Origin of the sequence: Stenotrophomonas maltophilia group sp. Smal17 (genome assembly GCF_030237045.1) — a bacterium.
Lineage (GTDB): Bacteria > Pseudomonadota > Gammaproteobacteria > Xanthomonadales > Xanthomonadaceae > Stenotrophomonas > Stenotrophomonas forensis.
Window position 1 is genome coordinate 32,426 of the sequence record NZ_JASJSU010000019.1, and the last position, 21,015, is coordinate 53,440.

Consider the following 21,015-nt stretch of genomic DNA (forward strand, 5'->3'; position numbering starts at 1 on the left):
AGCCCTCGACTCTACCGAGGCCGTTTTCCGGGATGCCGTGGCGTCGAGCTTGCTCGACTACGCGGGGCGAGAAGGCAACAGCAGTCGAGCAAGCTCGACTCTACGGAGTGCCGGGCGGGCGCCTCAATTGGCCCAGACGCTGTTGGGATCGCCGTTGCGCGCGCGACGCTGGCTGGCCAGTGCCAGCCGGGCAAAGCCGAACGCCATGGCCAGTGCGATCGCATCGACCCAGAACAGCGGCCAGTGCCCATGCGCGGCCGCGCGCCACAACCAGTCACCGCTGAGGGCGCCATGCAGCACCGGCACCAGCGCGGTGCTGATCGCGGCGGCCCAGAGCAGCTCGCGTGCCGCCTGGGCCGGGCGGCGCAGTGCTGCCCACAGCGCACACGCGGCCCAGCTGCCGAAACAGGCCCAGCGGATGCCGTGATCAACGGCGGACGGTGCCACCCGTTCCAGCACCAGTGCGCTGGCGAACGCGACCGAGATCGCCACGCACAGGCCGATGCACACGCCCACCGTGGCCCGCGCCATGTTCACCCCGGAGCGCGGCTGTTGTGGTTGCCGGCGCTTGCGCCGCGATTCGATCCACAGCAGGTTGCCCGAATAGAACAGGAAGGCACCGCCCAGGCCCAGCAGGAAGTACAGCCAGACCACCACGCCATTGCCGAACTCACCAAAATGCAGCGCATAGGCCGCGCTGAGCGTGGCGTGGTTGGCATCACGGTGGCCGGGCAGCTGGCTGGCCAGCAGGCGTCCACTGGCGACGTCCAGCGCGACCGAGCCGAGTGGGCCGAGGGTGCCGCTGGATTCACCGGTGATCTCGATGGTGGCATTGGCATCACCGCCGTTGGCCAGTTTCAGGTAGGCCGGTTCGAAATCGGTCACGCCCTGCGCGCGCGCCACTTCCAGCGCGCGCGCATGCAGTTCGCGCAGGCTGCCCGGAGCGGCCGGCACGCCGCTGGCGGCGCGCACGGGCGCGGTGTCCATCGCCGCCGGCACCGCCTGCAGGGCCTTGCCTTCGAAGATGAGCGGGTTGAGCAGGGCGATCTGGATGAACACCAGGCAGAGCAGGGCACCGGTCACCGCGAACATCAGGTGGAACGGCAGGCTGAGCACACCGATCACGTTGTGTGCGTCCTGCCACAGCTGCTTGAGGTTGCGGCCCGGGCGCAGCGCGAACAGGTCGCCGAGCAGTTTCGGCAGATGGATCACCAGGCCACTGAGCAGGGCCATGCCATACAGCAGGCTGACGATGCCCATCACGTAGATGCCGGCCACCGGCAGGCCCAGGCTGTAGTGCAGCTCGTTGACCAGTTCGGCCAGGCCCGACTGCGGCGGCGTCGGGCTGCCGGCGGTCTGCCCCGGCCAGGCATAGCGCCACCCCCCGTCGTCGGCCTGCCAGTAGGCCAGCGGCTGCGGATGCTCGGCACCGGGGAAGGTCATGCCGACATGCCGGCGTGCTTCCGCATGTGCGGCCAGCACGTCCTCCAGCAGGTACTGCGCGTCATCCAGGCTGGCGGGCAACGCAGTGGCCGCGCCCGGCGTCTGCCACAGCGGCAGGTCGTGGTGGAACAGGGTCAGCGCACCGGCATAGAAGGCCACGAACAGCCCGAAGCCGGCCACCAGGCCGACCCAGGTGTGCAGGGTGGTGAACGTGCGCAGGGTCTGCGAGCTGAACTTCATGCGATTGATCTCATTGCACGGCGCCGGCCATGCGCAGCAGCCCGAGCACACCGAAACCGGCCGCCGCGCTGCCGGCCAGGGCCAGCCAGGCATACCCAGCGCGGCGGAAACTGAAGGCCCACAAAGCCGCCAGCATCCACAGCGGCACGAAGGCGATCAGCGCAGGCACCAGGGCGTTCTGCCACGGGCCCGGTGGCAGCCAGGTGACCAGTCCGGTGGCGGCGGCCGCCATGAAGAAGCCGGCGAATATGCCGGCAAACGCGCGCGCCCACATCACGGTGTCTCCGCGCCGGGGCGATGCCACGCGGCCAGTGCCGGCAGCAGCATTGCCGACAGCATCCAGGTGCACAGCATTGCGACCAGGCCAGCGGCGAAGCCCAGCTCGGCCATCCACAGCCACAGCGATGCGGCGGCGGCAACCAGGCCGATCTGGTGGCCGAGGCGTCCGGCGCGGCGCAGGCGTGGCCAGCGGCAGTGCGGCGAGGCGGCATAGAAGGCCAGCGCCGAGAACATCGCCGCCAGCATGCCCAGGCTGCAGAATCCCAGCGTCGACAGGCCTACCGTGATCATCGCGGGCTCACCATTGGTAACGCAGGCTGGCGGTGACGGTACGCGGGTAGCCGTAGTAGCACCAGGTCGCGCTGTTGCAGGCCGACACGTACTTCCTGTCGGCGGCGTTGGCGGCATTGACCTGCAGGCGCCACGGGCCGCGGTCGTAATGCACGCTGGCATCGATGAGGGTGAACGACGGCGTGTACCAGTCGTTGTAGATGTCGCCGTAGATGCCGCCGTTGTAGCGGACGCCGGCACCGAAGCCGAACCCGCTCAGCGCGCCGGCGGTAAAGGTGTAGTCGGCGCCCAGCGACGCGCTTTCCTTCGGCACCAGCGCCACCCGCTTGCCTACCGAAGCGGCATCGGTACTATGCCGGACCTTGGCGTCGAGGCGGGTGTAGCTGCCGTACACGCTCAGGCCCTGGCCGATGTTCCAGCGCCCTTCCAGCTCGGCACCGCGCACGCGGGTCTGGCCCTGCTGGATCGAGAACAGGGTGTGCTGCGGGTCGACGGTGAGCGTGTTGTCCTGCTCGATCTGGTACGCCGCGGCAGTCAGCAGCAGGCGGCCACCCTCGGGCTGGTACTTCACGCCGGCCTCGAACTGCTCGCCGGTGGTCGGCACGAACGCGCGCCCCGCGTAGTCGGTACCGATGGTGGTCTGGAACGACTGCGACCAGCTCACGTAGGGGCTCACGCCATTGTCAAACAGGTAGTTCACGCCCACCCGGCCGGAGAACCTGTCATCGCTCTGGTGGGCGCGGCTGGCGGTGCCGATGCGCTGCTCGGTATCGGTACCGACCCAGTCCTGGCGGCCGGCCAGCGTGACCAGCCAGCGGTCGATGCGGATCTGGTCCTGCAGGTACAGGCCCAGCGTGCTCTGCGTCTGCACCTGGCGCGAGGTGTAGTCGGGCACCTGCACCGGCGCGCCATACACCGGGTTGTAGGCATCGATGCCGGGCGCGCCGAACAGGAATGCCGAGGCGTAATCGTTGCGCGCGCGACGGTAGTCCAGCCCCGCCAGCACCGTGTGCTCGGCACGGCCGCTGCGGAAGTGGAAGGTCAGGTTGTTGTCGATGGCCACGCTTTCGGACTTGTCCAGGCGCGGGTAGTAGTAGCGCACCAGCTCGGTGCTGTCCGGCGACACCAGGCCGAACAGGCCCAGGCTGCCGCGGCTGGCGTCCACTTCGGCCCAGCTGTAGCGCACGTTCTGGTTGAACACGGTGCCATCGCCGAAGTCATGGCGGAATTCATAGCCGAGCGCGGCGCTTTCCTTGGTGTAGTCGTTCACGCCCGGCTCGCCGCTGAAGAAGTGGCGGGAGATATAGCGGCCGTTGGCGCCGGGCACTACCGTGCCCTGGTAAGGCAGGAAGCCGCCGGTTTCGACCGTGTCGTTCTTCTGGTAGCGGGCCAGCACGGTCAGCGCGTTGGCATCGTCCGGCGTCCAGGTCAGCGAGGGGGCCAGGTAGTAGCGATCGTCATGGACGTGGTCGATCACGTTGTCGCTGTTGCGGGCCAGGCCGACCAGCCGGTACAGCACGCTGCCGCTGTCATTGAGCGCACCGCCGATGTCGAAGGCGGCCTGCTTCAGGCCGTAGTTGCCGACCTGCAGCTCCACCTCCTGCAACGGGTTGGCGTGCGGCCGCTTGCTGACGAAGTTGATCAGGCCGCCCGGCGGCATCGCACCGTAGTTGACCGAGGCCGGGCCCTTCAGCACGTCGATGCGCTCCAGGCCATAGGGCTCCAGGCGTGATTCGCCGGTCCAGGTGCCTTCCACCGTGGCCAGGCCATCAAGGTAGCGGGCGGGTTTGAAACCACGGACCAGCAGCCAGTCGCTGCGCGTGTCTTCGCCGTACTGGCCGCCCTGGGCGCCGGCGGTGTACCACACCGCCTCTTCAACGCCATGGATGCCACGGTCACGCATCTGCCGGTCGGTGATGACCGAGATCGACTGCGGGATCTCGCGCAGCGGGGTATCGGTCTTGGTCGCGCTGCCGCTCTCGGTGGCGATCGGGGCAGTCACCTGTACGGTGTCGAGCGTACGCGCCTCGTCGGCCGCGGCCAGGCCCGGAAGCATGCCGGAGACGGCAAGGGCGAGGGCGGAGAGTGGGGCACGGAGCAGGCCGGCACGGGCCGGCAGCGACAGCGTATACATGGGTGGGTCCAGGGCCAGGAAGGGGCGCCTCACACGCGAGTGAGAAACGCCTGCGTATGGTAATCATTGATATTTGGCCCCGCCAGCGGCGGCCATTCAGCCGCGATTGCCGGCGGGAGGCCCCGGCCGGCTTGGGCTTTCCTCCCTGCTGGTTTAAGATCGTCGCAGACCCCTGACTGGAACAAGGTGGCCCGCGCCCAGCGCCGGCCGAGCGTGCGACATGAGCACTACCACCGCCCACGGTTGACCTGCCCCCGAAGGCCCTGCGTTCCAGGCGCCCTCGCGGCGCTTTTTTATTGCCCGGGCCATCGCCCGGGAACGCTTTCCAGCCCGCCCGGCGGGCCCCGCACGAAGCCACTGCGATGATCAATATCACCCTTCCCGACGGCAGCCGCCGCGAGTTCGAAAACCCCGTCAGCGTCATGGACGTCGCCCAGTCGATCGGTGCCGGCCTGGCCAAGGCCACCATCGCCGGCTCGGTCGATGGCGTGCTGGTCGATGCCAGCGATGTCATCGACCACGATGCCAGCCTGCGCATCATCACCGCCAAGGACGAGGAGGGCGTGGAGATCATCCGCCACTCCTGCGCCCACCTGGTCGGCCACGCCGTCAAGCAGCTGTACCCGGACGTCAAGATGGTCATCGGCCCGGTGATCGCCGAGGGCTTCTACTACGACATCTACTCCGAGCGCCCGTTCACCCCGGAAGACATGGCGGCGATCGAGAAGCGCATGGGCGAGCTGATCGCCCAGGACTACGACGTCATCAAGAAGATGACGCCGCGCGCCGAAGTGGTCGAGATCTTCAAGGCCCGTGGCGAGGACTACAAGCTGCGCCTGATCGAGGACATGTCCGACGACATCCAGGCGATGGGCATGTACTACCACCAGGAATACGTGGACATGTGCCGTGGCCCGCACGTGCCGAACACCCGCTTCCTGAAGGCCTTCAAGCTGACCCGCATCTCCGGCGCCTACTGGCGCGGTGACGCGCAGAACGAGCAGCTGCAGCGCATCTACGGCACCGCCTGGGCCGACAAGAAGCAGCTTGAGGCGTACATCAAGCGCATCGAAGAAGCCGAAATGCGCGACCACCGCCGCATCGGCAAGCAGCAGGACCTGTTCCACCTGCAGGAAGAGGCCCCGGGCCTGGTGTTCTGGCACCCCAAGGGCTGGGCGCTGTGGCAGGTGGTCGAGCAGTACATGCGCAAGGTCTATCGCAAGACCGGCTACGGCGAAGTGCGCTGCCCGCAGATCCTGGACGTGAGCCTGTGGCAGAAGTCCGGCCACTGGGACAACTACCAGGACGCGATGTTCTTCACCGAATCGGAGAAGCGCACCTACGCGCTCAAGCCGATGAACTGCCCGGGCCACGTACAGGTGTTCAACCAGGGCCTGCACAGCTACCGCGACCTGCCGATCCGCTATGGCGAGTTCGGTGCCTGCCACCGCAACGAGCCCTCCGGCGCGCTGCACGGCATCCTGCGCGTGCGTGGTTTCACCCAGGACGACGGCCACGTGTTCTGCACCGAAAACCAGGTCGAGGCGGAAGTGACCGCGTTCCACCAGCAGGCGCTGGCGGTCTACCAGCACTTCGGCTTCGATGAGATCCAGGTCAAGATCGCCCTGCGTCCGGAATCGCGCCTGGGCGACGACGCCACCTGGGACAAGGCCGAAGGCGCGCTGCGCTCGGCACTGTCCAGCAATGGGGTGGAATGGCAGGAGCTGCCGGGCGAGGGCGCCTTCTACGGCCCGAAGATCGAGTACCACCTGAAGGACGCCATCGGCCGTACCTGGCAGCTGGGCACCATGCAGGTCGACTTCATGATGCCGGGCCGCCTCGGCGCCGAGTACGTGGACGAGAACAGCCAGAAGAAGCACCCGGTCATGCTGCACCGGGCCATCGTCGGCTCGATGGAGCGCTTCCTGGGCATCCTGATCGAGCACCACGCCGGCCAGTTCCCGGCCTGGCTGGCGCCGACCCAGGTGGTGGTGGCCAACATCACCGACGCCCAGGCTGAATACGTCTCGGGCGTGACCAAAACCCTTGCGGAGCAAGGCTTCCGCGTCAGCTCGGATTTGCGTAACGAGAAGATCGGCTATAAAATCCGCGAGCATACGTTGCAGCGCGTGCCGTACCTGCTGGTCATTGGTGACCGCGAGAAGGAAAACGGCGCTGTAGCGGTGCGTACGCGTTCTGGCGAAGACCTGGGCAGCATGAGCCTGCAGGCCTTCATCGAGCGGCTCCACGCCGAGGGCGCGTAAGCAAAGGTCCGGTCCGGGCGCACAGGCACCCGGACCGGTTCGATACCCTTGGGAGAACGTAATATCAGCACCCCTGACAACAAACAGAACCGCAAGAATCAGGAAATCCGTGTGCCGCGCGTCCGCGTGATCGGCAGTGACGGAGAAATGATCGGCGTGTTGTCGCGCGACGAAGCGCTGTCCATGGCCGAAGATGAAGGCCTGGACCTGGTCGAGATCCAGCCGCAGGCCGATCCGCCGGTCTGCAAGATCATGGACTTCGGCAAGTTCAAGTTCGAAGCGCAGAAGAAGGCCAACGAGGCCAAGAAGAAGAGCAAGCAGGTCGAGATCAAGGAAGTGAAGTTCCGTCCGGTCACGGACGAGGGCGACTACCAGATCAAGCTGCGCAAGATGCGTGAGTTCCTCGAAGATGGTGACAAGATCAAGGTCAACATCCGTTTCCGTGGCCGTGAAATGAGCCACCAGGAACTGGGCCGCGAAATGGCCAACCGGATCGAGGCCGATCTGGGCGAGGACATCGTCATTGAATCCCGTCCGCGCCTGGAAGGGCGTCAGATGGTCATGATGATCGCACCGAAGAAGAAGACCTGAGGCCTGACCGGCCGCCTTCCGGGGCGCCTGGCTGAATGGTTCAGGGTGAAGGGGCGCCGATGGCGTCCCTTTGCTTTTGCGGCATCCCGGTGAATTGCCGGTGAAAGGGTTGCAGGGGCTGGTGACAGGGCGGTTTTGCCTGTATCATGCCCGGCTCGACCCACCCAGGACGGGTCGTACGCCGATCATGGCAGGACGGAAAGAGCGGCCCAGGCCGCCGCCAGATCAGTCAGAAACCAGGGTCAAATCCCATCAAGGACATTGCAATGCCCAAGATCAAGACCAACCGGGCAGCGGCCAAGCGTTTCCGCAAGACCGCCTCGGGCAAGTACAAGTGCGGCCACGCCAACCGTAGCCACATCCTCACGAAGAAAGCGACCAAGCGTAAGCGTAATCTGCGTCAGACGGGCCATGTCCGTGCAGAAGACGCAGGCCGTCTGGACCGCATGCTCCCTTACCTCTGAGGAACTGAAAAATGGCACGAGTTAAGCGTGGCGTACAGGCGCGTCGCCGCCACAAGAAAATCCTGGATCTCGCCAAGGGCTATTACAACGCCCGTCGCAAGGTCTTCCGCGTCGCCAAGCAGGCGGTCATCAAGGCACAGCAGTACGCCTACATCGGCCGTAAGCAGAAGAAGCGCAACTTCCGTTCGCTGTGGATCACCCGTATCAATGCGGCTGCCCGCATCAACGGCCTGAGCTACAGCCGCTTCATGAACGGCCTGCTGAAGGCTGGCATCACCCTGGACCGCAAGGTCCTGGCTGACATCGCCGTGCACGACGCAGCCGGTTTTGCCGCGCTGGCCGAAAAGGCCAAGGGCGCGCTGGCGGCATAAGTCCTTCCCGATGCCGTAACCGTTCACTCGGAACGGTGTCAGGTCAAGGCAATGCATGGGGAAGGGCGCAAGTCCTTCCCCATTCTTTTTTGGGTCCCGGCGCGGCCACAGCGGCAGCGCAGGGACGGCGGTGGCGACAGGGGTCGGCCCTTCGCGCATCGCGATGGCAGATCGACTGGAGTTCCGGCCCCCCATGAGCGACATCCAATCCCTCACCACCCAGGCGCTGGCCGATGTGGCCGCCGCACAGAGCCCCGACGTGCTGGAACAGCTGCGCGTGGCCCTGCTTGGCAAGAGTGGCAGCATCACCTCGCAGCTCAAGCAGCTCGGCGCCCTGCCGGCCGACGAGCGCAAGGCTGCCGGTGAAGCGATCAACCAGGCCCGCGATGCGCTGACCCGCGCGCTGGGCGAGCGCAAGGCGCTGCTGGAAGACGCGGCGCTGGACGCGCGCCTGGCGGCCGAAGCAATCGACATCACCCTGCCGGGCCGCAATGGCGATCGCGCCGGCCTGCACCCGATCACCCGCACCCTGGAGCGCATCACCGGCATCTTCGGCCGCCTGGGCTACGAGCTGTCGGAAGGGCCGGAGATCGAGGACGACTGGCACAACTTCGAGGCGCTGAACTTCCCGCCGCACCATCCGGCGCGCGCGATGCATGACACCTTCTACTTCGGCGACGGCCGCCTGCTGCGCACGCATACCTCGGGTGTGCAGGTGCGCTACATGGGCGACCATGCGCCGCCGCTGCGCATGATCGCCGCGGGCAAGGTGTACCGCAGCGACAGTGACCAGACCCACTCGCCGATGTTCCACCAGGTGGAAGGCCTGCTGGTGGACGAGCATTCGACCTTCGCCGACCTGAAGGGCACGCTGGCCGAGTTCGTGCGCGCCTTCTTCGAGCGCGATTTCGAGATGCGCTTCCGCCCCAGCTATTTCCCGTTCGTTGAACCGGGTGCGGAAGTGGACATCGCCTGGCAGCAGCCGGATGGCAGCACCCGCTGGCTGGAAGTGCTCGGCTGCGGCATGGTGCATCCGAACGTGCTGCGCAACGTCGGCATCGATCCGGAGCGCTACACCGGCTTCGCCTTCGGCATGGGCGTGGAGCGCTTCGCGATGCTGCGCTACGGCGTCAACGACCTGCGCGCGTTCTTCGAGAACGACGTGCGCTTCCTGAAACAGTTCGCGTAAGCGCCGGTCCGTAGCGTCGAGCTTGCTCGACGGCTCTTAAATTCGCAGGCCCAGGCGCATGCGCCGAGCCCACCAGGATGACACCATGAAATTCTCCGAAAACTGGCTGCGCAGCCACGTCCCGACCAGCGCTTCGCGCGATGAACTGAGTGCGGTGCTGACCGCCATCGGCCTGGAAGTGGAAGAGGTGACCGCGCTGGGCGAAGGCCTCGATCACGTGGTCGTGGCACGCATCGTCGAGGCCGTCCGCCATCCGGAAGCCGATCGCCTGCAGGTGTGCAGGGTCGATGCCGGGCAGGGCGAGCTGCTGCAGATCGTCTGCGGTGCGCCGAACGCGCGCCCGGGCCTGGTCGCGCCGCTGGCGATGGTCGGCGCGCAGATCGGCGAACTGAAGATCAAGCCGGCCAAGCTGCGCGGCGTCGAGTCCAACGGCATGCTGTGCTCGGCCAAGGAACTGGGCCTGGACAACGATGCGTCCGGCCTGCTGGAACTGCCCGATGACGCCCCGGTCGGCCAGGCCCTGGTCGAGTACCTGGGCCTGCCCGATGCCAGCATCGAGATCAAGCTGACCCCGAACCGCGCCGACTGCTTCAGCCTGCGTGGCATCGCCTTCGACGTCGCCGCCGCGACCCGCAGCGAAGTGCTGGATTTCGCCGCCGACGCCATTGCGGCCGTCAGCAGCCGTGAACTGTCGATCCAGCTGGATGCCGGTGCCGAAGCGCCGCGTTACCTCGGCCGGGTCATCGAGGGCGTCAACGCTGCGGCGAAGACCCCGCTGTGGATGGCCGAGCGCCTGCGCCGCAGCGGCGTGCGCCCGGTGTCGCTGCTGGTCGACATCACCCAGTACGTGATGCTGGAGCTGGGCCAGCCGATGCATGCCTATGACCTCGGCACCCTGCAGGGCAGCATCGCCGTGCGCCGTTCGCGTGCCGGCGAGACGCTGAAGCTGCTGGACGGCCGCGATGCGGCGCTGGATGACAGCTTCCTGGTGGTGACCGACGCTGACCGCGCGGTCGGCCTGGCCGGCCTGATGGGCGGCTTCGACACCCGCGTCACCGACGCCACCACCGCCGTGTTCCTGGAGGCCGCGCACTTCGCACCGGCCGCGATCATGGGCCGTGGCCGCAAGCTGGGCCTGCACACCGATGCCGGCCACCGCTTCGAGCGTGGCGTCGATCCGGCACTGCCGCGCACCGCCATCGAATACGCCACCCGCCTGGTGCTGGACCTGGCCGGCGGTACTCCGGCACCGGTCACCGAGGCCGTGCGTGAGGCCGATCTGCCGCAGCCGGCAACCATCGCGCTGCGCCGCGCGCGCATCACCCGCGTGCTCGGCATCACCATCGAAGACGCTGAAGTCGAGCGCATCCTGCGCGCGCTGGGCATGGACGTGAGCGCGACGGCAGAGGGCTGGCAGGTGGCCGCGCCGAGCCGCCGCTTCGACATCGCCATCGAGGAAGACCTGATCGAGGAGCTGGCCCGCATCCACGGCTACGAGCAGATCCCGACCACGCTGCCGGGCGGTGCCTCGCGCGTGGCGATGCCGAGCGAAACCCAGCTGGATGCGCTGAGCGTGCGCCGCCAGCTGATCGCCCGTGACCAGCAGGAAACCGTCAATTTCGCCTTCGTCGACGACGCGCTGCTGACCCAGTGGCAGCTGCGCGACGGCCTGGTGCCGCTGGCCAACCCGCTGTCGGCCGAACTGGCGGTGATGCGCCCGTCGCTGCTGCCGGGCCTGGTCGCCACGCTCGGCCGCAATGCCGCCCGCCAGCTGGGCCGGGTGCGCCTGTTCGAGCTGGGGCGGGTGTTCGCCCAGCAGGCCGGCGACGCGTCGCCCGGCGAAAGCCGGCCGGCACCGCTGGAAACCGCGCGTGTGGCCGCCGCGGTCTGTGGCGATGCGCAGGCGGTGCAGTGGGGCCTGCCGAGCCGCAAGGTCGATTTCCATGACCTGAAGGGCGACCTGGAGTCGCTGGCCGCCGCCAGTGGCGCGCAGCTGGAGTTCCGCTCGTCGGCCCGTGCCTACGGCCACCCGGTGCGCTCGGCCGAAGTGCTGCGCGATGGCGTGGCGATCGGCTGGATCGGCCAGATCCACCCGCGCCTGGCCAAGGCGATGGAGATCGAGGCCGATGTCTATGCCTTCGAGCTGGACCTGGAGCCGCTGACCGCCCGCCGCCTGCCGCGTGCCGGCGAGCTGTCGCGCTACCCGGCGGTGCGCCGCGACCTGGCGTTCCTGGTGCCTGAACAGGTGGCCTGGGCCGATCTGGCCGCCACCGTCCGCCAGGCCGCCGGGCCGCTGCTGCGCGACCTGAACCTGTTCGACCGCTATGTCGGCCAGGGCGTCGAGCCGGGATTCAAGAGTCTCGCTATGGGCTTGATTTTGCAGGACAAGTCGCGCACTCTGACGGACCGCGACGTGGATGCGGTGGTGGCCGAGGCGGTCACTGCCATCGAGCGTGAACACCACGCCCGGATCCGCGGCTGAGCGGGCAGCACTCGGGGGTAGCAGGCAATGGCATTGACCAAGGCGGAGATGGCGGAAAAGCTGTTCGACGAAGTCGGTCTGAACAAGCGGGAAGCCAAGGAATTCGTCGACGCGTTTTTCGATGTGCTGCGTGAAGCATTGGAACAGGGACGTCAGGTGAAGCTGTCGGGCTTCGGTAATTTCGACCTGCGGCGCAAGAACCAGCGCCCGGGTCGCAACCCCAAGACCGGCGAGGAAATTCCGATTTCCGCCCGTACGGTGGTCACCTTCCGTCCGGGCCAGAAGCTCAAGGAGAGGGTGGAAGCTTATGCTGGATCCGGGCAGTAACCGCGAACTACCGCCGATCCCGGCCAAGCGCTACTTCACCATCGGTGAAGTCAGCGAGCTGTGCGACGTCAAGCCGCACGTCCTGCGCTACTGGGAAACCGAGTTTCCCAGCCTTGAGCCGGCCAAGCGCCGAGGCAACCGTCGCTACTACCAGCGCCACGATGTGCTGATGGTGCGGCAGATCCGCAGCCTGCTGTACGAACAGGGCTACACCATCGGTGGTGCACGCCTGCGCCTGGACGGTCCCGATGCCCGCGAGGAATCGGCGCTGAGCAACCAGATCATCAAGCAGGTGCGCATGGAGCTGGAAGAAGTGCTGCAGTTGCTGCGCCGCTGATCCCATTTCCTTCGTAATCCGCTATACTTCACGGCCCGCCGCACTGGCGGGCACATCGCAGCATCAGTCGGGGCGTAGCGCAGCCTGGTAGCGCATCTGCCTGGGGGGCAGAGGGTCGTCGGTTCGAATCCGGCCGTCCCGACCACTGTGATGGATCAAGAAGCCTGCGCAGCGATGCGTGGGCTTTTTTTGTGCGCGTTGCGCAACGCGATCAATCACCCGCGAAGCGGTAGATCCGTTCCGCATCGCCCTCATCCAATCCGTGCACGATGCCGCTGTCGACGAAGCCCGACGCAGCAAGCAGGCGCTGCATGCTGCTGTTGGAGCTGTTGGTGGAGGTGAACAGCTTGCCGCCGCCGCGTCGGGCAATGGCGTGGCGAAGCAGGGCGGCACCGATGCCCTGGCCGCGCCGTGCCGGGGCCACCATCAGCATTTCAATGAAGGCTTCGCCGAAGAAGTGGTGATGGATGACCAGGTAGCCGACAGCCACGCGATCCTGCTCGGCCACGTGCACATGGCCCTGCGCCAGCCACCGGTCGATCTGCGTCGCCCGTCGCGGATCATGTGCCGCCACGCTGTCCAGCGCGATCAGCGCGGCGGCATCGGCGGGGCGGGCGTCGCGGATCTGCAGCGTCGTCGTGGAGGGATCCGGCGATGTCATCAATCGTTCCTCGGGCGGTTGCATGCAGTCTATCGGTCACGCCGGTTGCGATCACTGATCCGCCGCAGCCAGCGCGTGCTTGGTAGTCAATAGACCCGGAACTCGGCACGGCAGCCGTCGCTGACCCAGATGCCACGACGGTCCCAGCCCCAGTTGCGGTCTTCGACACAGGCCGTCACCGACTTCTGCTTGACCAGGCGCACTTCGTGGCGCACGCGGATACGGCATTCCTTGTCCTTCTTCTCGTACGACTCGCAGACCAGGCGTTCGCCCTCGTCGTCGCGATCACGACCGCGCCCGGGCCAGCGACCGTACTCGTCGGCGACGAACTCGGCGCGGCAGCCGTCAGTGACCCACAGCATGCGGCGGCGCTGGCCCCAGTTCTGGTTCTCCACGCATCGGGTAACCGACAGCTGCCGGGCCAGCCTCATCGGGCCTTCGATGGCGCACTGCTGGGTCTTGTTGAACTGCGATTCGCAGCGCAGCACTGGAATGTGATCCGTGTCGTAATCCTGGGCGGCCACGGTGGTGGCAGCCAGCAGCAGGACAAGCGCGGCGGCGGTGATCGGCAACAGCAGGCGGTGGGTCATCAGGGGCTCGGGCGGTGGATCGGGCGGCAAGAATGACCCAGCCCGGGACCGCCGGAACGCACCGTTCCGGAACCGGCTCAGTGGGGGTTTACTAGTACGCGCGGGCCCATGCAGAGGCTTACATCCCGTATCATCTCTGCACATCCGATCGCATCGGTTTACACCTTCTTACATGTCTTCCACGCCTGTCGGCGCAGCCTGCGGCTGCCGTCACTGGTGTGCGGGCGGCCTGTGGGGGAGGATGCGCGGACCACGACGACCACAGGGGGTTGCGTTGATCAGCAGTACTGTCATTCATCGCTCGGCCGACACAGGCGCCGAGGTGCAGGTCCTGGACACCACGTTCAAGGGCAAGCATGTGTTCATTGCGTGGGGCCTGCGCGGGCCGGAACTGACCCGCAGCGCGGACCCGGCCACGACCGTGGCCGCGCGCAAGGCGTTGCATGCCGTGGCGGGGCACAGCGAAGGGCCGCGCAGCCCGGAAGTGTTCATCGCCAACCAGTCGGCGGTGGCGATCACGGTGTATCGCCTGCTCACCGAAGCGCGCTCCGGCGATGCCATCTTCTTCCTGTGCGATTCGCAGGCGGTGGTCGACTGGCTGATCACAGCGCTGGAAGTGCAGGGCGCGGACTGATTCCGCGCCGCATCGCACGTGGGGTCAGGCCAGTGCCGCGTCCACCGCGGCCCGCGCATGCAGGGTGGTGGTATCGAACAACGGCACCGCGCTGTCCTCCGGCCGCACCAGCAGCATGATCTCGGTACAGCCGAGGATGATCGCCTCTGCGCCGCGCGCGACCAGGCGCGCGATGACCGCGGCATAGATCTGCCGTGACTGCTCGCTGACCACGCCGGCGATCAGTTCCTGGTAGATGATGTCGTGCACGCTGCGACGATCTTCGGCATCGGGCACCAGCACCTCCAGGCCGAAGCGCTCCTGCAGCCGCCCGCGGTAGAAGTCCTGCTCCATGGTGAAGGCGGTGCCGAGCAGGCCCACCCTGCGCGCACCCGCCTGCACGATCGCGTTCGCGGTCGGGTCGGCGATATGCAACAGCGGCAGGGGGCAGGCGGCTTCGATGCGGTCGGTCAGCTTGTGCATGGTGTTGGTGCAGATCAGCAGCAGATCGGCGCCGCCGGCCTGCAGGCGCCGTGCGGCATCGGCCATGTGGTCGCCCAGCGCATCCCAGTCACCGTCGTGCTGCAGTTGCTTGATGCCGGCGAAATCCACCGACCACAACAGCAGTTGTGCCGAGTGGGCGCCACCCAGGCGATCACGGATCTCCTCGTTGATGAGCCGGTAGTACTGCGCCGAGCTCTCCCAGCTCATGCCGCCGATCAGGCCAAGGGTCTTCATGCACCGCTCCATGCCAGGGGCCTCCATTGCAGCACAGAAGGTGCGCGGCTGCCGATCCTGGAATCTGTAACCACTGCATCCACGGTGGGCTGTATGTTCCGTGCGTTGCGCGCACGCCCTATGCTGGTGCGTTCTTCTGGAGTGGATGTGCGCGATGGCCCTGCATACCTGGTGGTGGTTCCTGGCCACCGTGTTCGTGCTGTGTGGCACCCCGGGGCCGAACATGCTGCATATCCTGGGCCGCAGCGTCGGGCTGGGTTTCCGTGGCAGCGTGCCGGCAATGGCGGGCTGCCTGCTGGCGATGCTGCTGGTGCTGGCCGCGTCCGCGGCGGGCCTGAGCGCGCTGTTGCATTCCTCGCCGATGCTGTTCGAAGTGCTGCGTTACCTGGGCGTGGCCTACCTGGCCTGGCTGGGGCTGAAGGCATGGCGTGACAGCGGCCGCCCGGCGCCGCCGGTGACCGTGGATGCAGGGCTGGCGGTCGCGCCGGCACTCGGCGCATGGGCAGTGTTCCGCGGGGGACTTCTGGTCGGCCTGAGCAATCCCAAGCTGCTGCTGTTCGCGACGGCGTTCCTGCCACAGTTCGTCGACCCTTCGCGCGGCCAGGCGCTGCAGTACAGCGTGCTGGTGGCTACCTTCGCCGGCTGCGAGCTGTTCTGGTACGTGATGTATGCAGCCGGCGGCCATGGCCTGCGCCGCTGGCTTGCAAAGCCGTTTGCACGGCGCTGGTTCGAGCGGCTGGTGGGCAGCGTGTTCCTGGCGTTCGCGGTGGCCCTGCTGCGTTTCCGCCCGCGCTGATTCACGCCGCGCACGCGGCCTGTTCACGAATGCCGCATCGGCCACGGCCTAGCCTGATCATCCAGTACGCAGTCCCCGCGGGGAAAGGTTTGACATGATCAAGTGGGCCATCATCTTCGCCATCATCGGCGTCATCGCAGGCGTGCTCGGCTTCGGCGGCATTGCCGGCGCGGCGGTCGGCATCGCCAAGTTCCTGTTCTGGGCCGGCATCATCATCGCCGTGGTGCTGTTCCTGCTGGGCATGACCGTGGCCAAGAAGGTCAGCTAGCGCGTGACGCGCGGCAGCGTGCTCAGTGTGCGCTGCTGCGCGAGAACAGGTTGATCACCAGCACGCCGGCGCAGATCAACCCGATGCCGATCAGTGCCGGCGCATCCAGGCGCTGCTTGAACACCACCAGCCCGATCACCGAGATCAGCACGATGCCGACGCCGGACCAGATGGCATAGGCGATGCCGGTCGGTATCGATTTCATGGTCACCGACAGCAGGTAGAAGCACAGCCCGTAGCCGACCAGCGCACCGAGCGTGGGCAGCAGCCGGCTCATGCCGTCGGAGGCCTTGAGCAGCGACGTGGCGATCACTTCCAGCACGATCGCGGCGGCGAGATAGACGTAGGGATTCATCGCAGGCTCCGGCTTACACAGGGTCGCACAGCTTCAGGGCCTGCTCGGCCATGGCCAGTGCATTGATGCGTTCTTCCTCGTCCAGCGGCCGGCCGTAAGCGGTGGCCCAGTAGCCGTCGGCAACACAGCGCGCCGCATACAGGCGGGGATTGGCGGCTTCCTCCGGGAACTCGGCCAGCATGCGCCGCAGCCAGGCCCCCCACTGCGCAAGCAGCGCAGGTTCAAGCATGTTGCCCAGGGTCAGCCCGATGTCGTTCACCCGTTCCTGCTGCAGCAGGTGGTCGAAGTTGGCGCGCACATAGGCGCGGCTGAAGCAGCCGTAGTGCGCACTGCCTGCCATCAGGCCACGTACCTGCGCTTCGAACTCAGCGATGAGCGTGGCGATGGCGGCATCGACCAGCGCCTGCTTGCTGGCGAAGTGATGGAATAGTGCGCCCTTGCTGACGCCAGCCGCCTGTGCGATGTCCTGCACGGTCACTGCGGCCAGTCCCTGCCGTGCGATCACGTCGATGGTGGCCTGCAGCAGCGACTGGCGCACGCTGTCGGGCGCCTTGCGGCGCGAGCGGGAGGAAGATGCGGACATGGCGGGAAGAAACCGACTGGACGGTACGATTGTAGCGCAGGCCCGGCGCCGGGCAGCCACTGCCGGCCGTGGCCGGCAATGCGGATTCAATCGCCGATACGCGCGAAGCGCGGCTGCGGGCCGTGTTCGCCGGGTACCTGCTCGACGAACATCGGGTAGGGGCGCACCCACAGCCCACCTTCGCCATAGAGCGCGCGATACAGCACCAGCGGTTCCAGCGTTTCGCTGCTGCGGACGATGTCGATCACTTGGTACTCGCCGCCCTTGAAATGGCGGTAGCGGCCGGGTGCGAGAGTGGGCAGCGGACTGAGCTCAGCCATGGTGCGCGCGGCTCACTTGCGCGCCGGACTGGCCGGCTTCGCGCAGTAGGCATCGATCGCTTCGGCGGTATTGGCCAACCCCTGGGCCTGCGCCAGTTCCCACGGCCGCTCGCAGCGCTGGCTGTATTCGCACCACTGGTAGCCAGCCGAGCCGATGCAGCCATGGGCGTCGCGATCAGCGCCGACCCTCGGCGTGGCTGGCGAGCTGGCAGCAGCATCGGCGCTGGCGGCCGCCTGATGCTGGTTGGCGCAGGCGGACAGGACCAGCAGCGCTGGAATCAGAAGAAGCACTTTCATCGGGCGAACTCCATGCCTTGAAGCAACAGTTTCTGCTGGCGTCGTGCTGCCAGCAAGCGCTCAATGCATGGCGGCGCGGATCAGTTCTTCGATCAGCACCAGATAGCTGGCCCCGAAATAGAACTTGAGCAGCGTCCCGCGCTGCTGCGAGAAGAAGGTGCGCATGTGGAAGGGGCCCCTGTTAGTGACGGTAGTGTGAAGCTGAACCGACTCCGTGACAAGGATCACGGAATGAACAGGCTAAACGGGCTCAGGGATGTGATGAGCGTGGAGTTCTGACACCCGGGCGCGGGTTTTTCGTACTTATCTGATAGGACCGCGCTGATGGGCTGGATACGGTGACGTCATCAGCAGAGGGTCATGCGCCCCTGCGCCGTTTCCCCACAAGGAGCCTCCCATGGTCATCACCGTCAAGTGCAGTGCAGCGCAGTGGTCCCTGCTGGACCCCGCCGCAGGCGTGGCCGAAGCCTTCAGCAGCGGCGCCGCCGCCTTCGATGCCGCGGTTGGCCGGGCCAGCGCCCACCACCGACGCACCGGCCAGGGCAGCACGGTGCGCGTGGAAGCGCTGGGCAACAGCGTGGAAGCCGTGCATTTCGAGGCGCTGCCCGCCGCCGCCGCGCCGGTCAGCGGGCTGCATCCTGCGCCAGTGGCGTAACGCCCGTCGATTCATCGCGCAGTGCCTGGCTGATGAAACGGCACAGCCACAGTGGATTGACCGTCTTCGCATAGACGTGCCCGACCTGGGCTGGCAGGGCGCGATCCTGCAGCAGGCGCAGGGGTTGCTGGGCCAGGACCAGGATGAGCAGGTCCCTGCGCAGGCAGCAGATCTGGCGCAGCAGCGGCATGCCATCGGTCTGGCCCACGGTGGGCATGCAGGGATCGATGACCAGCACCTTGCAGTGGGGGTTGGCGATCTGCACCAGAACCTCGGCGGGCGAGCGGGCTTCGCTCAGCGCCTTGCCATCCAGATGGGGCTGGACGCTGCGCACCAGTTCACGACGGACCCAGGGGTTGGGATCGGCGATGACGAGGGTGGGGGTGAATGCAGCAGGCATACCGCCTGTTCTGGACAGCCGGACATCTGCTGTAGGGAGAATGTCCGTCGCGATGTTTTGTGTTGGCATGGTGCGGAAGCAACTGACGCGCTTGACCGTCTGATGTCGACGCTGGAATCAGGGCAAAGCGCGCCGGATCTGACTCACTGAAGAGGGCCGGTGGTGGAGGCTGTTCCGGCCACGATGAAGTAATCCTGTTTCAGGAGCGGCAGCCTTCAGGCAGCAGGCTCTTGTCGGCAACGGTGCTTGTGCAACGCCAATTGAAATCCTTGTCCAGTACGAGTTCCATCTTGCCGGTGCCGCCATAAGCCATGAACGTTCTCACGTGGCAGACCATGCGGTATCTCAGGTCGCCGAACTCCACCATTACGTTGAACCCTTCGCAGTATTTTGCGGGCGTTGCCAGGCCGAGTGATGCAGGTGTTACCGATGTGTCGTACAACGACGTACCTTCGGCCAGGATGGCAGCTACACCGGCTTTGCCGGGTGCCAACTCTGCGAGTGCGCCGGCCAACCTGGCCTTGGCCGTGAATCGTTGGTACTGAGGCAATGCGATCACGCCGAGGATGCCGATGATGGCCAGGACCACCATCAGCTCGACCAAGGTGAAGCCTCTCGGCTTCATCGACGCCACGTGATTGCGGCCAGCCTCTTTGCTGGATGTATTCATTGTTGTCCTCTGCCCGGCGCGTGAGATACAGAACGTCAAGGAAGCCCTCACATCCTCTGTCAGGGCTCCGAAACAGCAGATGCGATGAAATCTCTCAGGATCTGCAGGCCGCGGGCAGCAGCGTCTGATCATCGATGGTGCCTTCACACGTCCATGCACCGCGTTCGTCCCTGATCAGACTGAGGGTCCCTCCGCCATAGGTGTTGTCCATATGCAGGTCGCACTGGATCGTCACCGAGTCCGGTGCATTGAACGGCAGGGAAATGGTCGTGCAGCGGGAACTCTCGCTGGGAAGCCCGGAGTCTGCCAGGGTGGTGCTCAGGGAATCGCCAGACTCAGCGATGGCCGATTCAATGCCCACCTTGCCTGGCGCGATCTCAGCCAGCGCCGCAGCCAGCTTCGCCTTCGCCGAAAAACGCTGGTACTGCGGCAGCGCGATCATCGCCAGGATGCCGATGATCGCCACCACAACCATGAGTTCAATAAGAGAGAAACCCTTCTGCCGGGAAGCGCGCATGCCTGTGCGCGGTACTGGGACGAATGCGGTATTCATGATAATCCTCTGTGACGTGGGTGATTCATTGCTCATGGCCACGAAAAGATGCTTCGTGGCGCAGTCCTAGAAAATCACGCATGCCGCGATGGGGATATTCCACAATTCGTAAAATGGAATGGATCAAGTGTCTGGGATAGCGTTTTGCAAATAATCAGACGCCGCGCTTTCATTCCGTAGGGCATTGCAGCGGAAATGGACGCACGCCGGGAATGCGCGCGTGGCACCGCCACTCGCCGGAAGCGCTACGCAACCACCTGACGCTGCCGCGCAGGGCGGCCGTTTCGCGCAGCTCGCAGGACAGCACCGCATGTCCTGTATCCGGCAGCGAGGCACGCAGATGGCTGCAGTACGCGGCACTGCCAGGCAAGCCCAGGTGCTGGTCGGTCAAGGTGAGATCGCCCGCGGCGTAACTGGCTTCGACGGTGGTGATGGCACTGCCCAGCGCGTTGGCCGCATCGCGCAGGCGCACGCGGCTGGCATGGCCGTCCACGGCGGGGGCAAGCAACAGAATCGCGTAGACGGCGACCAGCGCGACGGTAATGCCCGTCGCAGCCCAGGGCGGGTAGCGCGGTGGCACGTCGCGTGCTGCGTGCGCTGACGATCCAGCTGGCATGCAAGGAACTCCCGATGGTGAGTGGTGAGTGCGGGGCGCACTCGCAGGCCGGGGCCGCTCTCCCCAGAGCAGCCCCGGCGCTTCCATCCCCTGTCTGTCGTTGCCGGGTGTTACAGCGCCAGCGAACTTTCCACGTCCAGCACCATGCGCCGTGCGAGGGCGAGATTGGCCTTCTGCCGGTCCAGTACCACGTAGAAGAACAACCCCTTCTTGGCCGACACCGGGCGCAGCACGTGGTACGCGCGTCCCAGCGTGATCAGCACGTCTTCGATGTTGTCGTTGAGGTTCAGTGCTTCGGCGGTCTTCATTTTGGCGCGCAGCACTTCGGTGTTTCCTGCGGCCGCCAGTTCCATGTCCACGCCCGAGCCGGCTTCACCCAGCAGCATGCCGCTTTCGTAGTCGACCAGGGCAACGGCTTGCGCGCCGTTGATCTGCATGAGCGTGTCCAGGCATTTGTTGATGGCGATATTCATTTCAGTGGTCCGTTG

The 21,015-nt window shown here is 66.2% G+C and carries 28 protein-coding genes and 1 tRNA gene; 13 read left to right on the forward strand and 16 right to left on the reverse strand.

From position 1 onward, the window contains the following. Positions 1-123: 123 nt before the first annotated feature. Genes QRO93_RS07715 through QRO93_RS07730 form a run of 4 tightly spaced genes read right to left on the reverse strand, consistent with a single transcriptional unit; the run spans position 124 to position 4,387 of the window. Entirely contained in the window at positions 124-1,683 is a 1,560-nt protein-coding gene (locus tag QRO93_RS07715) for a PepSY domain-containing protein (RefSeq protein WP_180878457.1), read from the reverse strand. Between the two features lie 10 nt (positions 1,684-1,693). After that, positions 1,694-1,957, reverse strand: a complete 264-nt coding sequence (locus QRO93_RS07720; RefSeq protein ID WP_180878469.1) for a hypothetical protein — start codon at positions 1,955-1,957, stop codon at positions 1,694-1,696. Further along, complete coding sequence (locus QRO93_RS07725) at positions 1,957-2,253, reverse strand: hypothetical protein (protein WP_040007368.1); 297 nt, start codon at positions 2,251-2,253, stop codon at positions 1,957-1,959. Before QRO93_RS07725 ends, QRO93_RS07720 begins: the two co-directional genes overlap by 1 nt. A 7-nt stretch (positions 2,254-2,260) precedes the next feature. Further along, entirely contained in the window at positions 2,261-4,387 is a 2,127-nt protein-coding gene (locus QRO93_RS07730; RefSeq protein WP_180878456.1) for a TonB-dependent siderophore receptor, read from the reverse strand. Positions 4,388-4,749: 362 nt separating this feature from the next. Between QRO93_RS07730 and thrS the strand changes: the two genes are divergently transcribed. From thrS to QRO93_RS07775, 9 genes are all read left to right on the forward strand, one after another. Further along, on the forward strand, positions 4,750-6,651 hold the full coding sequence (gene thrS, locus QRO93_RS07735) for a threonine--tRNA ligase (protein ID WP_049456625.1): 1,902 nt from the start codon (positions 4,750-4,752) through the stop codon (positions 6,649-6,651). Positions 6,652-6,699: 48 nt separating this feature from the next. Further along, positions 6,700-7,242 carry a translation initiation factor IF-3 gene (gene infC / locus QRO93_RS07740; protein ID WP_080357233.1) on the forward strand — a complete coding sequence of 181 codons (543 nt, stop codon included), beginning with the start codon at positions 6,700-6,702 and terminating at the stop codon, positions 7,240-7,242. Positions 7,243-7,508: 266 nt separating this feature from the next. Beyond that, positions 7,509-7,706 carry a 50S ribosomal protein L35 gene (gene rpmI / locus QRO93_RS07745; RefSeq protein WP_005410436.1) on the forward strand — a complete coding sequence of 66 codons (198 nt, stop codon included), beginning with the start codon at positions 7,509-7,511 and terminating at the stop codon, positions 7,704-7,706. Positions 7,707-7,717: 11 nt separating this feature from the next. Further along, entirely contained in the window at positions 7,718-8,077 is a 360-nt protein-coding gene (gene rplT, locus QRO93_RS07750) for a 50S ribosomal protein L20 (RefSeq protein ID WP_005410435.1), read from the forward strand. Positions 8,078-8,270: 193 nt separating this feature from the next. Then, positions 8,271-9,266, forward strand: coding sequence for a phenylalanine--tRNA ligase subunit alpha (locus tag QRO93_RS07755; protein WP_005417865.1), 996 nt, complete (start codon positions 8,271-8,273; stop codon positions 9,264-9,266). 85 nt (positions 9,267-9,351) lie between these two features. Continuing rightward, the gene (gene pheT / locus QRO93_RS07760) at positions 9,352-11,748 is read left to right on the forward strand and encodes a phenylalanine--tRNA ligase subunit beta (RefSeq protein ID WP_180878455.1); all 2,397 of its coding nucleotides are present in this window, start codon (positions 9,352-9,354) and stop codon (positions 11,746-11,748) included. Positions 11,749-11,775: 27 nt separating this feature from the next. After that, positions 11,776-12,075, forward strand: coding sequence for an integration host factor subunit alpha (locus QRO93_RS07765; protein ID WP_005410432.1), 300 nt, complete (start codon positions 11,776-11,778; stop codon positions 12,073-12,075). Continuing rightward, complete coding sequence (locus QRO93_RS07770) at positions 12,056-12,412, forward strand: MerR family transcriptional regulator (RefSeq protein WP_005410431.1); 357 nt, start codon at positions 12,056-12,058, stop codon at positions 12,410-12,412. Before QRO93_RS07765 ends, QRO93_RS07770 begins: the two co-directional genes overlap by 20 nt. Positions 12,413-12,480: 68 nt before the next feature. Further along, positions 12,481-12,557: transfer RNA gene (locus QRO93_RS07775), tRNA-Pro, on the forward strand. Between the two features lie 66 nt (positions 12,558-12,623). On the opposite strand, the gene QRO93_RS07780 is transcribed toward QRO93_RS07775, so the two are convergent. Together QRO93_RS07780 and QRO93_RS07785 are read right to left on the reverse strand one after the other, a co-directional pair. Continuing rightward, positions 12,624-13,073: a GNAT family N-acetyltransferase gene (locus tag QRO93_RS07780; RefSeq protein WP_180878454.1), complete on the reverse strand. Its 450-nt coding sequence runs from the start codon at positions 13,071-13,073 to the stop codon at positions 12,624-12,626. A gap of 86 nt (positions 13,074-13,159) precedes the next feature. Further along, positions 13,160-13,663, reverse strand: coding sequence for a DUF3011 domain-containing protein (locus QRO93_RS07785; RefSeq protein WP_049456623.1), 504 nt, complete (start codon positions 13,661-13,663; stop codon positions 13,160-13,162). A gap of 241 nt (positions 13,664-13,904) precedes the next feature. On the opposite strand from QRO93_RS07785, the gene QRO93_RS07790 reads away from it, so the two are divergent. Next, the gene (locus QRO93_RS07790; protein WP_040007370.1) at positions 13,905-14,297 is read left to right on the forward strand and encodes a hypothetical protein; all 393 of its coding nucleotides are present in this window, start codon (positions 13,905-13,907) and stop codon (positions 14,295-14,297) included. A gap of 24 nt (positions 14,298-14,321) precedes the next feature. Here QRO93_RS07790 and QRO93_RS07795 read toward each other — a convergent pair whose 3' ends face one another. Then, the gene (locus QRO93_RS07795) at positions 14,322-15,014 is read right to left on the reverse strand and encodes an aspartate/glutamate racemase family protein (RefSeq protein ID WP_053450367.1); all 693 of its coding nucleotides are present in this window, start codon (positions 15,012-15,014) and stop codon (positions 14,322-14,324) included. Between the two features lie 154 nt (positions 15,015-15,168). Between QRO93_RS07795 and QRO93_RS07800 the strand changes: the two genes are divergently transcribed. Together QRO93_RS07800 and QRO93_RS07805 are read left to right on the forward strand one after the other, a co-directional pair. Continuing rightward, entirely contained in the window at positions 15,169-15,810 is a 642-nt protein-coding gene (locus QRO93_RS07800; protein WP_180878453.1) for a LysE family translocator, read from the forward strand. 94 nt (positions 15,811-15,904) lie between these two features. Further along, positions 15,905-16,078, forward strand: a complete 174-nt coding sequence (locus QRO93_RS07805; protein WP_006380555.1) for a DUF1328 domain-containing protein — start codon at positions 15,905-15,907, stop codon at positions 16,076-16,078. A 22-nt stretch (positions 16,079-16,100) separates the two neighbouring features. Here the strand turns inward: QRO93_RS07805 and QRO93_RS07810 are convergent, their stop codons facing one another. From QRO93_RS07810 to QRO93_RS07825, 4 genes are all read right to left on the reverse strand, one after another. Further along, positions 16,101-16,433 carry an SMR family transporter gene (locus QRO93_RS07810; RefSeq protein WP_180878452.1) on the reverse strand — a complete coding sequence of 111 codons (333 nt, stop codon included), beginning with the start codon at positions 16,431-16,433 and terminating at the stop codon, positions 16,101-16,103. 13 nt (positions 16,434-16,446) lie between these two features. Then, positions 16,447-17,016: a TetR/AcrR family transcriptional regulator gene (locus QRO93_RS07815; RefSeq protein WP_053510938.1), complete on the reverse strand. Its 570-nt coding sequence runs from the start codon at positions 17,014-17,016 to the stop codon at positions 16,447-16,449. Between the two features lie 86 nt (positions 17,017-17,102). After that, positions 17,103-17,336 carry a DUF1653 domain-containing protein gene (locus QRO93_RS07820; protein ID WP_053450363.1) on the reverse strand — a complete coding sequence of 78 codons (234 nt, stop codon included), beginning with the start codon at positions 17,334-17,336 and terminating at the stop codon, positions 17,103-17,105. A 12-nt stretch (positions 17,337-17,348) separates the two neighbouring features. Then, entirely contained in the window at positions 17,349-17,633 is a 285-nt protein-coding gene (locus tag QRO93_RS07825) for a hypothetical protein (protein ID WP_053450362.1), read from the reverse strand. Between the two features lie 397 nt (positions 17,634-18,030). On the opposite strand from QRO93_RS07825, the gene QRO93_RS07830 reads away from it, so the two are divergent. Continuing rightward, a complete protein-coding gene (locus QRO93_RS07830; RefSeq protein WP_049456617.1) occupies positions 18,031-18,288 on the forward strand; it encodes a hypothetical protein in 258 nt (85 codons plus the stop codon). Here the strand turns inward: QRO93_RS07830 and QRO93_RS07835 are convergent. The 5 genes from QRO93_RS07835 to QRO93_RS07855 all read right to left on the reverse strand — a co-directional run bounded on the left by QRO93_RS07835 (position 18,257) and on the right by QRO93_RS07855 (position 21,000). Beyond that, a complete protein-coding gene (locus QRO93_RS07835) occupies positions 18,257-18,688 on the reverse strand; it encodes a response regulator transcription factor (protein ID WP_053450360.1) in 432 nt (143 codons plus the stop codon). The two genes, QRO93_RS07830 and QRO93_RS07835, sit on opposite strands and share 32 nt — an antisense overlap. A gap of 199 nt (positions 18,689-18,887) precedes the next feature. Further along, positions 18,888-19,358: a pilin gene (locus QRO93_RS07840; protein ID WP_148564986.1), complete on the reverse strand. Its 471-nt coding sequence runs from the start codon at positions 19,356-19,358 to the stop codon at positions 18,888-18,890. A 94-nt stretch (positions 19,359-19,452) separates the two neighbouring features. Then, positions 19,453-19,911: a pilin gene (locus tag QRO93_RS07845; protein WP_053450358.1), complete on the reverse strand. Its 459-nt coding sequence runs from the start codon at positions 19,909-19,911 to the stop codon at positions 19,453-19,455. A 169-nt stretch (positions 19,912-20,080) separates the two neighbouring features. After that, on the reverse strand, positions 20,081-20,527 hold the full coding sequence (locus tag QRO93_RS07850) for a pilin (RefSeq protein ID WP_258010871.1): 447 nt from the start codon (positions 20,525-20,527) through the stop codon (positions 20,081-20,083). Between the two features lie 110 nt (positions 20,528-20,637). Further along, positions 20,638-21,000, reverse strand: a complete 363-nt coding sequence (locus QRO93_RS07855; protein WP_008266506.1) for a hypothetical protein — start codon at positions 20,998-21,000, stop codon at positions 20,638-20,640. Positions 21,001-21,015 lie beyond the last annotated feature (15 nt).

What these genes read in the sequence shown, in the direction of transcription:
- QRO93_RS07715 (WP_180878457.1), bottom strand. Translation starts at nt 1,683, where the DNA reads ATGAAGTTCAGCTCGCAGACCCTGCGCACGTTCACCACCCTGCACACC.
- QRO93_RS07720 (WP_180878469.1), bottom strand. Translation starts at nt 1,957, where the DNA reads ATGTGGGCGCGCGCGTTTGCCGGCATATTCGCCGGCTTCTTCATGGCG.
- QRO93_RS07725 (WP_040007368.1), bottom strand. Translation starts at nt 2,253, where the DNA reads ATGATCACGGTAGGCCTGTCGACGCTGGGATTCTGCAGCCTGGGCATG.
- QRO93_RS07730 (WP_180878456.1), bottom strand. Translation starts at nt 4,387, where the DNA reads ATGTATACGCTGTCGCTGCCGGCCCGTGCCGGCCTGCTCCGTGCCCCA.
- thrS (WP_049456625.1), top strand. Translation starts at nt 4,750, where the DNA reads ATGATCAATATCACCCTTCCCGACGGCAGCCGCCGCGAGTTCGAAAAC.
- rpmI (WP_005410436.1), top strand. Translation starts at nt 7,509, where the DNA reads ATGCCCAAGATCAAGACCAACCGGGCAGCGGCCAAGCGTTTCCGCAAG.
- rplT (WP_005410435.1), top strand. Translation starts at nt 7,718, where the DNA reads ATGGCACGAGTTAAGCGTGGCGTACAGGCGCGTCGCCGCCACAAGAAA.
- QRO93_RS07755 (WP_005417865.1), top strand. Translation starts at nt 8,271, where the DNA reads ATGAGCGACATCCAATCCCTCACCACCCAGGCGCTGGCCGATGTGGCC.
- pheT (WP_180878455.1), top strand. Translation starts at nt 9,352, where the DNA reads ATGAAATTCTCCGAAAACTGGCTGCGCAGCCACGTCCCGACCAGCGCT.
- QRO93_RS07765 (WP_005410432.1), top strand. Translation starts at nt 11,776, where the DNA reads ATGGCATTGACCAAGGCGGAGATGGCGGAAAAGCTGTTCGACGAAGTC.
- QRO93_RS07770 (WP_005410431.1), top strand. Translation starts at nt 12,056, where the DNA reads ATGCTGGATCCGGGCAGTAACCGCGAACTACCGCCGATCCCGGCCAAG.
- QRO93_RS07780 (WP_180878454.1), bottom strand. Translation starts at nt 13,073, where the DNA reads ATGACATCGCCGGATCCCTCCACGACGACGCTGCAGATCCGCGACGCC.
- QRO93_RS07785 (WP_049456623.1), bottom strand. Translation starts at nt 13,663, where the DNA reads ATGACCCACCGCCTGCTGTTGCCGATCACCGCCGCCGCGCTTGTCCTG.
- QRO93_RS07790 (WP_040007370.1), top strand. Translation starts at nt 13,905, where the DNA reads ATGCGCGGACCACGACGACCACAGGGGGTTGCGTTGATCAGCAGTACT.
- QRO93_RS07795 (WP_053450367.1), bottom strand. Translation starts at nt 15,014, where the DNA reads ATGAAGACCCTTGGCCTGATCGGCGGCATGAGCTGGGAGAGCTCGGCG.
- QRO93_RS07800 (WP_180878453.1), top strand. Translation starts at nt 15,169, where the DNA reads ATGGCCCTGCATACCTGGTGGTGGTTCCTGGCCACCGTGTTCGTGCTG.
- QRO93_RS07805 (WP_006380555.1), top strand. Translation starts at nt 15,905, where the DNA reads ATGATCAAGTGGGCCATCATCTTCGCCATCATCGGCGTCATCGCAGGC.
- QRO93_RS07810 (WP_180878452.1), bottom strand. Translation starts at nt 16,433, where the DNA reads ATGAATCCCTACGTCTATCTCGCCGCCGCGATCGTGCTGGAAGTGATC.
- QRO93_RS07815 (WP_053510938.1), bottom strand. Translation starts at nt 17,016, where the DNA reads ATGTCCGCATCTTCCTCCCGCTCGCGCCGCAAGGCGCCCGACAGCGTG.
- QRO93_RS07820 (WP_053450363.1), bottom strand. Translation starts at nt 17,336, where the DNA reads ATGGCTGAGCTCAGTCCGCTGCCCACTCTCGCACCCGGCCGCTACCGC.
- QRO93_RS07825 (WP_053450362.1), bottom strand. Translation starts at nt 17,633, where the DNA reads ATGAAAGTGCTTCTTCTGATTCCAGCGCTGCTGGTCCTGTCCGCCTGC.
- QRO93_RS07830 (WP_049456617.1), top strand. Translation starts at nt 18,031, where the DNA reads ATGGTCATCACCGTCAAGTGCAGTGCAGCGCAGTGGTCCCTGCTGGAC.
- QRO93_RS07835 (WP_053450360.1), bottom strand. Translation starts at nt 18,688, where the DNA reads ATGCCTGCTGCATTCACCCCCACCCTCGTCATCGCCGATCCCAACCCC.
- QRO93_RS07840 (WP_148564986.1), bottom strand. Translation starts at nt 19,358, where the DNA reads ATGAATACATCCAGCAAAGAGGCTGGCCGCAATCACGTGGCGTCGATG.
- QRO93_RS07845 (WP_053450358.1), bottom strand. Translation starts at nt 19,911, where the DNA reads ATGAATACCGCATTCGTCCCAGTACCGCGCACAGGCATGCGCGCTTCC.
- QRO93_RS07850 (WP_258010871.1), bottom strand. Translation starts at nt 20,527, where the DNA reads ATGCCAGCTGGATCGTCAGCGCACGCAGCACGCGACGTGCCACCGCGC.
- QRO93_RS07855 (WP_008266506.1), bottom strand. Translation starts at nt 21,000, where the DNA reads ATGAATATCGCCATCAACAAATGCCTGGACACGCTCATGCAGATCAAC.